Raw genomic sequence first — 9,169 nt, forward strand, 5'->3', positions numbered from 1 at the left:
ATGTCATTAGTTTTAAGTGCTGCTTTCTTTCTAGGAGCTGGTTTTTAAAGTATTGAGCTAAGTCTTTGCTCGTGGGGGTTAACCAGATACTCAAGCCCTTCAAATAAAATTAGCGGCTCATCCCCACGAGTGTGGGGATGAGCCGCTAATTTTATTTGAAGGGCTTGAGTATCTGGTTAACCCCCACGAGCAAAGACTTAGCTCAATCCTTTAAAAACCAGCTCCTAGAAAGAAAGCAGCACTTAAAACTAATGACATTTAACGATCGAGAGGATTAAGCCAAAAAGGAGATTTTGAAAAGTTTGATTTGGATACGATCTTAGATTGTACGAGCCTAGAATGGCCATACGTTCCCTTCTATTCATTCTCCGCCAACCAATCTAATAAATTCCCCATCTGAGTAAAATCTAACAACGCCTCACCCAACTCCTCCAACCGAGCCAGTGGTAACGCTTTAACCCGCTCCGATACATCTGGTGACACATTCCCCACCCGTCGATTTAACATACGGAGGATTAAAACCTGTGCCTCTTTAATTTCTCCGCGCTGCTCCCCTAGTCGCTCTCCACGCTCCTCGCCACGTTGTTCTCCAACCAACTCAGCCGCCCGAATCTTTTCCAAATATAACGGTGATAATTGCATAACTAATTCTTGATCCTCTGGTTCGATATTTGCTCTAGCTTCTAAAATCACTCTCAAATTTCCCAGCAAATCCAAGACATTATCTCGTTGTGGATGCGCTGCTGGTAAAGCCGCTACTTCCTGAATTGCTTGCTCTTGCACTCTACCCTTACCCAATATTCTAAGCCATAGAGTCTCTGGTGTCTTGGGTAACTGGTGAATCACAATGATCCCTGTCTTAAAATGAGCTGGCATTACATACACCCCCTCGCCCCACTCATCCAGATCTAATTTAGCTCCAAAACCTTCTAAAATCGGTGCGGATAAAGTTGGAGTCAGAATCCACAGTATCGGTAAACTATCCTCAGATAATTCTGGCTGCTTCTCTTTTTTTGCTTCCTTGCCTAAAGCCTGATGCAAGTCAAATAACTTGGACATGCAAGCCCTAATCTGGGGAATCTTCACCGAATTGCGAAATGGCTCAAATACTACTGAATTAGCAGCTAATTTAGCCAGCAATCCTAGATCTTCAGTGCTGACGGAATTAGGTTGGGGCGTAAAATAGACATCAGCATAGCGCACTTCACTACTAATTTGTTGAGAAGTTTGGACTGAGCCTAATGGAGATAATAAGGAGTCCAAAAAGTTTTTCGCAAACTCATCATGAGGAAATTGAGTCATCAGTAGGAGCGAGATTATGGGTATTATTTAATAATAATTATATGAGTAAAGGCTCGAATAAAAAACCCGATTTCTTCAAGAAATCGGGTTTATATATTAATTAGGCGATGATAAAATTGACTAACTTGCCAGGGACGATGATTACCTTTTTAATTTCCTTGCCCTCTGCATATTTGTGGAAGATTGATGATTCTTTGGCATAGGTTTCTAGTGCTACTCGATCGCTACTTGTCGGCACTTGAATCGTCCCGCGAGTTTTACCCATAATCTGAATCACTAGCGTAATTTCATCGGCAACTAAAGCAGTCTCATCTAATTGCGGCCAACTTTGGGAATGAACAGAATCAGTATGTCCAATTATTTGCCATAGCTCTTCAGCTAAATGCGGTGCAAAGGGTGCGAGTAATAGCAACAAAGTGGTGATGCCTTCTGCATAAGTTGGTGAATCTTTGCAGCCAGCATCAGTGAGGGCATTACTCAGCTTCATCAGTTCGGATACCGCCGTATTAAACTGATATTCACCGTCTAAATCTTCGGTGATGGCTTGAATGGCAATGTGGATCGATCGACGTAAATCTTTCTCTACTTTAGACAATTCGCCACTTGCTGATGTCGAAATAGATGTAAAACTTGTGACCAATTTCCACAACCGATTGACAAATCGAAATTGTCCTTCGATATCTGCATCATCCCACTCCAAATCTTTTTCGGGAGGTGCTTTAAATAAGATAAACATTCGCGCTGTATCAGCACCATATTTTGCTAATACATCCTCTGGATCGACACCATTGTATTTAGATTTGGACATCTTCTCAAAGGAGACTTCTAGCGTATCGCCAGTATCGGGATCTCTTGGATTGTTGGGATCTACGATCGATCCTGGTGCGATATATTTGCCAGTTTGAGTATTTTTATAGGTGGTTGACTGCACCATGCCCTGTGTCAACAATTGGGTAAACGGTTCGTCAAAGTTGAGAAACTTCGTTTTACCATTATCTTCACCACCAAAATCGCGAATTACCTTGGTAAAGAAGCGAGCATATAGTAAATGTAATACGGCGTGTTCGACACCGCCGACATATTGATTTACTGGCAACCAATTATTAGTCAGATCGGTATTGAAGATCCGATCGTTATTTGTGGCATCGGGATAACGCAGATAATACCAAGAAGAATCCACAAACGTATCCATCGTATCGGTTTCCCGTTTGGCGGGAGTCCCACAACTAGGGCATGATACATTTACCCACGAGTCCAAACTCGCCAGCGGATTGCCACCTTTGCCAGTAAAGGCGATATCTTCAGGTAACTCGACAGGTAGATCGGCTTCAGGTACGGGGACGACTCCACATTTGGGACAGTGAATCATCGGAATCGGCGTGCCCCAATAACGTTGGCGGGAAATCAACCAATCGCGCAACCGATATTGAATTTTCGATCGACCATAACTCTTTTGCTCGGCATCGTCGAGAATAGCTGTCTTCGCCGCAACTGAATCTAATCCATCAAACTGACTGGAATTAATCATCGTGCCTGAGTCAGTATAGGCTGCTGTCAGGGGTTCGCCAATTTCCTGATTCGCTGGCGCAATTACTTGCGTAATCGGTAGCTGATACTGCTTGGCAAACTTGAAATCGCGCACGTCGTGAGCGGGAACGCCCATCACTGCGCCCGTACCATATTCATACAAGACATAATCAGCAATCCAAATCGGTACTTCTGCACCTGTAAACGGATTTATCGCCATCGCACCCGTCGCGACACCCCGTTTGGGTTTATCTTCCGCCGTCCGATCGATCTCACTTTGCTGCTTGACTTCGGTGATGAAGGTATCTACAGCCGCTGTTTGGTCTGGAGTAGTAACTTTTGCCGTTAAGGGATGTTCGGGAGCCAGGACGACATAACTCACGCCATAAACCGTATCGGGACGAGTTGTAAATACTGTAATCTTTTCGCTACTGCCGACAATTGGGAATTCTAAATCTGCCCCGATCGATTTCCCAATCCAATTTGCCTGCATCAATCTGACCTTTTCCGGCCATCCTGCCAATTGATCTAGATCGGTCAATAATTGCTCGGCATAGTCGGTAATTTTGAAATACCACTGTCTGAGGGCTTTTTTCTCAACGATCGCCCCAGACCGCCAGGAACGCCCCTCTCCATCCACCTGCTCATTGGCGAGGACTGTCAGATCGATCGGGTCCCAATTGACCATCCCATCTTTTTGATAAGCCAAACCCGCCTGATAAAATTTCAGAAAAATCCACTGCGTCCAGCGATAATATTTCGGCGAACAAGTGGCTAGTTCTAAATTCCAATCGATCGACAGTCCCAATTTTTTGAGCTGACTCCGCATGTGAGCGATATTCTGGTACGTCCACGTTGCGGGATGAATGCCTCGCTCGATGGCGGCATTCTCCGCAGGTAGCCCAAACGCATCCCACCCCATCGGATGCAACACCCGATATCCCTGCATCCGTTTCTGGCGGGCGATGACGTCGGGGATGACATAGTTGCGAACGTGCCCCATGTGCAGATTTCCCGACGGATAGGGAAACATCGAGAGCACATAGAATTTGGGCTTGGTGCTGGTATGATCCGTTTGGTCTACATTGCCATCATCCCAAATCTGCTGCCATTTGGATTCGATCGCACTAGGCTGGTAATTATTAGATTCCATAGCTATTGGTTTGAGTGAGAACAGGGACTGCCCAAGGCTAACTAAGCGTCAACGATCGCCAGAAGGGGTTGAATATTAAATATAAACTGCCTTAGTAGTCAAAGCATCGATCGACTGGGTTTGCTGGCCAATTTTCGATCGATTAGGAAGGGAACTTTAAGGATCTTTGGGGTAGCTGCCATCGATCGTACCCCGATCGATTTTCGCCAAGACAGTGCGGGCATTATTCGTCCAGCCATCTACAGCTTGATAAGTATTGAGAAAATCAGTCAATCGCCGCTGGGATAAAGGAATATCGCCCAAAGCATAAGCAGACATCCCCGCATGGTACATCGCCATATAGTTTTGCGGCCAATATTTCAATACTAGCTCCATAATCGGCCCCGCCGATCGATCGTCGCCAGCATCGGCAACAGGATGGCCGATTTCAAAGACGATATTTACGGCTTGGGCGCGTAATTGTGGCTCTAATTGCCAGATCGCGCGATCGGCAGCATCGATTTTACCCGCTAGCGCATAGCAGGCGGCAGCATAACCCACGCCTTGCCAATCGGCGGGGGGTGGATTGGCATTTATGGCGGTGACTGCTTCGACGGCATTACAGCGGGGTTTGATCCGATCGAACCACCCATTACCAGTAGTAGTTTCGGCCGGCATCCTCGGGATCGGAGTATCAATAGTATTCACGATTGGGGTGGGATTGCCAGTAAATAGTAAGCCGCTGCCAACTAGTAAGGCTGCTCCGCAGATCGTCATTCCCAACATCACAAATAATGGTGTTAATGAAGTTGAAGCTGGCTTAACTAATTCGATCGCGACACAATCGGTATTTTCGATATCGATCGAGGCTAATTGTTGTTTGGCGGTTTGAGCATCGGGAAATCTGTCGCGCGGATTGGGTGCGATTGCGGTTTGCAACCACCGCGTAAATAAGGGGTTGACACCCGTAACTAAATGGGCAAATTTGAGCTGATAATGATCGTCTAACAGGTTGTTGATATCGGTCGATCGGGTATTGGTAATCAAACAAATAATTGTCGCGCCCAAGCTATATAAATCTGATGCTTTAGTTAAGGGGCGATTGAATAATTCTTCAGGAGCCATAAAACCAGGCGTGCCAGCAACCATACTACTGATAGCCACTTCCTGGCGATCGATCCGTGCCAAACCAAAGTCAATCAGATAGGCTTGATGATGTTCGTCCACCAAGATATTTTCGGGCTTAAGATCGCGATGAAAAATCGGCGGAACGTGCTGCTGGAGAAAGACTAAGATTTCCAAGAGTGAAAGGGCAATGGTTTTAATCTCGATCGGCGTAAACGTGCGGCGATCACTTAATGTTGGCGCGGCTTTATATTCTTGCACCATACAGAAACCATCAACAGTCTCAAAAGAATCTAAATAACGCGGAATCCGAGGATGATCTAGCTCTTTGAGGAATTGAATCTCCCGTTCATAGGCTTTAAAGCCTTGCCAATTGGCATCAGTTTGCACGAACCGAAATTGCTTGATCACTACCAGTTCGTTGGGACGATCCAACCGCTGCGCTAGATAACTAATCCGTCCCCCTTCGCGGTTGCATCCCAATTCGCGGTGGATTTGATAGTGGTAATTGGTAAAATCGGGATCGGGCACGCGCATATACCTTTTTACCTATAGTGCCCGATCGATCGTCGCGATCGATCCCAAGTCAAATATTGGTCGTGGTAGGCTAAATGAATAGCCTCCTCACATCACCTTTCTATGGCCATCGCGATCGATTTTGGGACTAGTAATACCGTCATCAGTCGGTGGAATGCCGCGACACAACAAGCCGAGACGGTGACATTGCCGGGATTATCCTCAGTCGGCGGGATGAATCCACCGTTAATTCCCAGTTTGATCTATGTTGAGGATGGTAGTACCGATCGAGTTTTATTAGGGCAAATGGTACGCGATCGTGGGCTGGATCTCCAAAGTGACAATCGCTATTTTCGCGGCTTCAAGCGGGGAATTGGGGCGCAGATTCAGGGCTTTTTGCCGGAATTAGATGGGGTGACGATGACGTTTGAGCGGGTGGGCGAACTCTTCCTCACGGGCATCCTCAAACAGTTACAACAGTCGTTAACCGTCGGCGAATCCCTAGTTTTAACGGTGCCTGTCGATAGTTTCGAGGTATATCGCAACTGGTTGAGCAGCGTCTGCGATCTGCTCCCAGTCGAGCGGATTCGCCTGATTGACGAACCGACAGCCGCCGCCTTGGGATATGGCATGACTGCCGCCGAAACCCTGCTGGTGGTCGATTTTGGCGGGGGGACGCTGGATTTATCGCTGGTACAGCTTACCAAGCAAGTCCAGCAAGGTAAAAAGCCGCTCGGCTTCCTCCTAAAGTGGGGCGATAAATCCCTGGAAGCGGCAACGCAACAGCCCCAATTAGCGCGAGTAATTGCCAAAGCGGGACAAAATTTGGGCGGGACGGATATCGATAATTGGGTAGCCCAAGAGTTAGCCCAGGCGCAAGGCGTCAAAGTCACACCACTGATTACCCGCTTGGCGGAGAAGCTCAAAATTCAACTTTCCTTACAATCGATCGCGACAGAAGCTTATTTCGACGATCGCACGTTTGATAGTTATGAGTTTAGCCTGACCCGCGACAGATTCGATCGAGTATTAACAGACCATCAATTTTTCGATCGCTTGGATGAATCGATGACGCAAGTGCTCCAACAAGCCCGTCGTCAAGGCATCGAAACTAATGATATCGATGGCGTGTTATTAGTTGGCGGTACCGTCCAAATTCCCGCCGTCCAAAATTGGGTGCGACAGTATTTTGATGAAAATAAAATTCGTCAATCCAAACCATTTGAGGCGATCGCTCATGGTGCTCTACAACTACTTCAAGGTATCGAAGTTCAAGATTTTCTCTATCATAGTTATGGCGTCCGCTATTGGGATAAACGCCGCAATGCCCACAATTGGCATCCCATTATTCAATCGGGGCAAGCTTATCCGATGTCCGAGTCTGTCGAATTAATGCTCGGTGCCTCGCGCGATAATCAACCGAGTATCGAGTTAATTATCGGCGAATTAGGAGCGACAACTGGCGGTACCGAAGTCTATTTTGATGGCGATAGGTTGATTACGCGGTGTCTGACTGGTGGGGTGAAAGATGTTAAAGCCTTAAACGATCGCGAGGGTGGTAGAAGTATCGCCAAACTCGAACCAGCCGGCTATCCGGGGATCGATCGAGTCAAGGTGTCGTTCAATGTCGATCGCGATCGCCAGTTACGGATTACTGTCGAAGATTTACTCACCAATCAAACACTTTTAGCTGATGGAATCGTTGCCGAATTAAGCTGATTTGCAAGCTAGAGAAATATTTATTACACTATAATAATCGCCAATAAGGAGGTAGATGGCATGGTTGCCAGTGTAGATAGATTATTCATGTCCCCAACTGAATACCTAGCATGGGAGGAAGAACAACCATTTAGAAATGAGTATCTCAATGGTGAAGTCTATGCTATGACTGGTGGTACCCTACCTCATAATAGTATTGCGCTCAATCTCGCATCTGCTTTAAAAAACAGACTGAGAGGAACTGGCTGTCGAGTATTTATCAATGATATCAAAGTTCAAGTAAGTACTAAAGGACCATACTTTTATCCCGATGTTGTTGTTGGCTGCAATAGTGAAGATTTTAAATCGAAAAAGTTAATTTCTCATCCTCGGTTAATTATTGAAGTATTATCGCCTGGGACTGAAAGTTACGATCGAGGTGAAAAGTTCAAACAATATCGACAAATGCCCAGTCTTCAGGAATATATCATCATCGATCCGCGCCAAGTTTCGATCGAATGTTATCGCTTGAACGATCGCCAAAAATGGGAATTAACGCCTTACTCTAGTGAAGATCTCACAGATCCCACAATTGTTGAATTTCCCTGCATCGAGTTTGAATGTTCGATCGCATCTATCTATGAAGATGTCGAATTTGACACGGCAGAATAATCTCGATCTTCAAGATAAGATTTCATCATATAAATATTTGAAAAAGCAGGGCAGATGGTAATGCAAACAGTCACCTCCATTCTGACGTGCATAAAACTTCTTCGCTATTTCCAGTGATAATGCATCTCTAAATACAGTGGCAGAGCGAGAGTATGATTCATCTGGTTGAATTTCTTCTTTCCAGTAAGGTTTAGATTTTGCGATCGCCAGTAACGGGAATACTAGCTCATCTCGATAATTTGCTGTCATTTCCCATTGCGATCGCCACGATTGTGATAATCTCTGTAAATCGCTACATTCTAAATCTGGACAATGCTGAATTCGCTTACTAGCGATCGACAAATTATTATGCAAATCGGCGTCCTTACACAACTCATCGGCCATATCTTGATATAGATTATCTAGCTTCAATCGATCTTCCCGATACATAATTGGTAGAGGATATTCATCAAAAAAAGACTGAAGATCGGGATTGATGAAATATGCTTCTTTGTGTTTAAACCCTGTCACCCAGATGCGATGATCTGGTAATCGATCGATCCGCACACACAAGCCTTGATAAAGATCGTGAAAAATATCTTCGGTGTCTGCAAAATGATAATCTTCAATCTGAGCAGGGCATAAATCTACATCAACAAGAGCAAACAGTAAATCGGATGATAGAAATGAGATCTCCGGTTCTATCGCATTTATCTCTAGTAGTTTGGAATAGGTGTTGAGAGTATCCGATCGATCGCCACAATTGAAAAACTGTGGTCTTTTTTGCGTCCAATAATATGGGATGCAAGCATTGTAAAAATTAGCATCAGGTAACTCTTCCATTTTCCCATATAGCTGCGGTGATAATCTTTCCCCACGTTGAGCGCGAACGCCTTCGCATAAGATGACGATTTTATTTTTAATTCGGCGTTGGCTTAAAATATATCGACAATGCTGCTCTAACTCTTCCTCGCTTAACATCGTCTATTTCTTAATTAACTTAGGTTCGATCTCTTTAACGTGAGCGGGTGTCAGAGCTTGACAAAGTTCGTGCGAGTGGGTAGCCAGAATATATTGATTATTCGGTGCCCATGTTTGCAGATCGTTAACGATTTGATATTGCCAATCTGGATGCAAGGCAATTTCTACTTCATCCATCAGCACGATCGCATTTTCAATTTTATTGAATTTTAGCCACATATACAAGCTGAGTCGTTT

Annotated in this window: 7 protein-coding genes; 2 read left to right on the plus strand and 5 right to left on the minus strand. The window is 45.2% G+C overall.

Annotated features, from left to right (window positions below; genetic code table 11):
* Positions 1-357: 357 nt before the first annotated feature.
* The 3 genes from RMO27_RS22820 to RMO27_RS22830 all read right to left on the minus strand — a co-directional run bounded on the left by RMO27_RS22820 (position 358) and on the right by RMO27_RS22830 (position 5,623).
* Complete coding sequence (locus RMO27_RS22820) at positions 358-1,302, minus strand: DUF4351 domain-containing protein (protein ID WP_309736829.1); 945 nt, start codon at positions 1,300-1,302, stop codon at positions 358-360.
* A 100-nt stretch (positions 1,303-1,402) separates the two neighbouring features.
* The gene (gene leuS / locus RMO27_RS22825; protein WP_309736830.1) at positions 1,403-3,982 is read right to left on the minus strand and encodes a leucine--tRNA ligase; all 2,580 of its coding nucleotides are present in this window, start codon (positions 3,980-3,982) and stop codon (positions 1,403-1,405) included.
* Positions 3,983-4,138: 156 nt separating this feature from the next.
* Positions 4,139-5,623, minus strand: a complete 1,485-nt coding sequence (locus RMO27_RS22830; RefSeq protein ID WP_309736831.1) for a serine/threonine-protein kinase — start codon at positions 5,621-5,623, stop codon at positions 4,139-4,141.
* A gap of 102 nt (positions 5,624-5,725) precedes the next feature.
* Here RMO27_RS22830 and RMO27_RS22835 point away from each other — a divergent pair, with 102 nt between their 5' ends.
* Together RMO27_RS22835 and RMO27_RS22840 are read left to right on the plus strand one after the other, a co-directional pair.
* Entirely contained in the window at positions 5,726-7,321 is a 1,596-nt protein-coding gene (locus tag RMO27_RS22835) for an Hsp70 family protein (protein WP_309736832.1), read from the plus strand.
* A gap of 60 nt (positions 7,322-7,381) precedes the next feature.
* Positions 7,382-7,972 (plus strand): Uma2 family endonuclease, encoded by a 591-nt coding sequence (locus RMO27_RS22840; protein WP_309736833.1) that lies wholly within the window; start codon positions 7,382-7,384, stop codon positions 7,970-7,972.
* A gap of 9 nt (positions 7,973-7,981) precedes the next feature.
* Here RMO27_RS22840 and RMO27_RS22845 read toward each other — a convergent pair whose 3' ends face one another.
* A complete protein-coding gene (locus RMO27_RS22845) occupies positions 7,982-8,932 on the minus strand; it encodes a hypothetical protein (protein WP_309736834.1) in 951 nt (316 codons plus the stop codon).
* A 3-nt stretch (positions 8,933-8,935) separates the two neighbouring features.
* Positions 8,936-9,169 (minus strand): AAA family ATPase (locus RMO27_RS22850; RefSeq protein WP_309736835.1); only part of this gene is annotated, 234 nt, incomplete at its 5' end.

Source organism: Chamaesiphon sp. OTE_75_metabat_556 (assembly GCF_031378165.1).
GTDB lineage: Bacteria > Cyanobacteriota > Cyanobacteriia > Cyanobacteriales > Chamaesiphonaceae > Chamaesiphon.

Coding starts and splice junctions, on each gene's coding strand:
- RMO27_RS22840 (WP_309736833.1), top strand. CDS start 7,382: ATGGTTGCCAGTGTAGATAGATTATTCATGTCCCCAACTGAATACCTA.
- RMO27_RS22835 (WP_309736832.1), top strand. CDS start 5,726: ATGGCCATCGCGATCGATTTTGGGACTAGTAATACCGTCATCAGTCGG.
- leuS (WP_309736830.1), bottom strand. CDS start 3,982: ATGGAATCTAATAATTACCAGCCTAGTGCGATCGAATCCAAATGGCAG.
- RMO27_RS22845 (WP_309736834.1), bottom strand. CDS start 8,932: ATGTTAAGCGAGGAAGAGTTAGAGCAGCATTGTCGATATATTTTAAGC.
- RMO27_RS22820 (WP_309736829.1), bottom strand. CDS start 1,302: ATGACTCAATTTCCTCATGATGAGTTTGCGAAAAACTTTTTGGACTCC.
- RMO27_RS22830 (WP_309736831.1), bottom strand. CDS start 5,623: ATGCGCGTGCCCGATCCCGATTTTACCAATTACCACTATCAAATCCAC.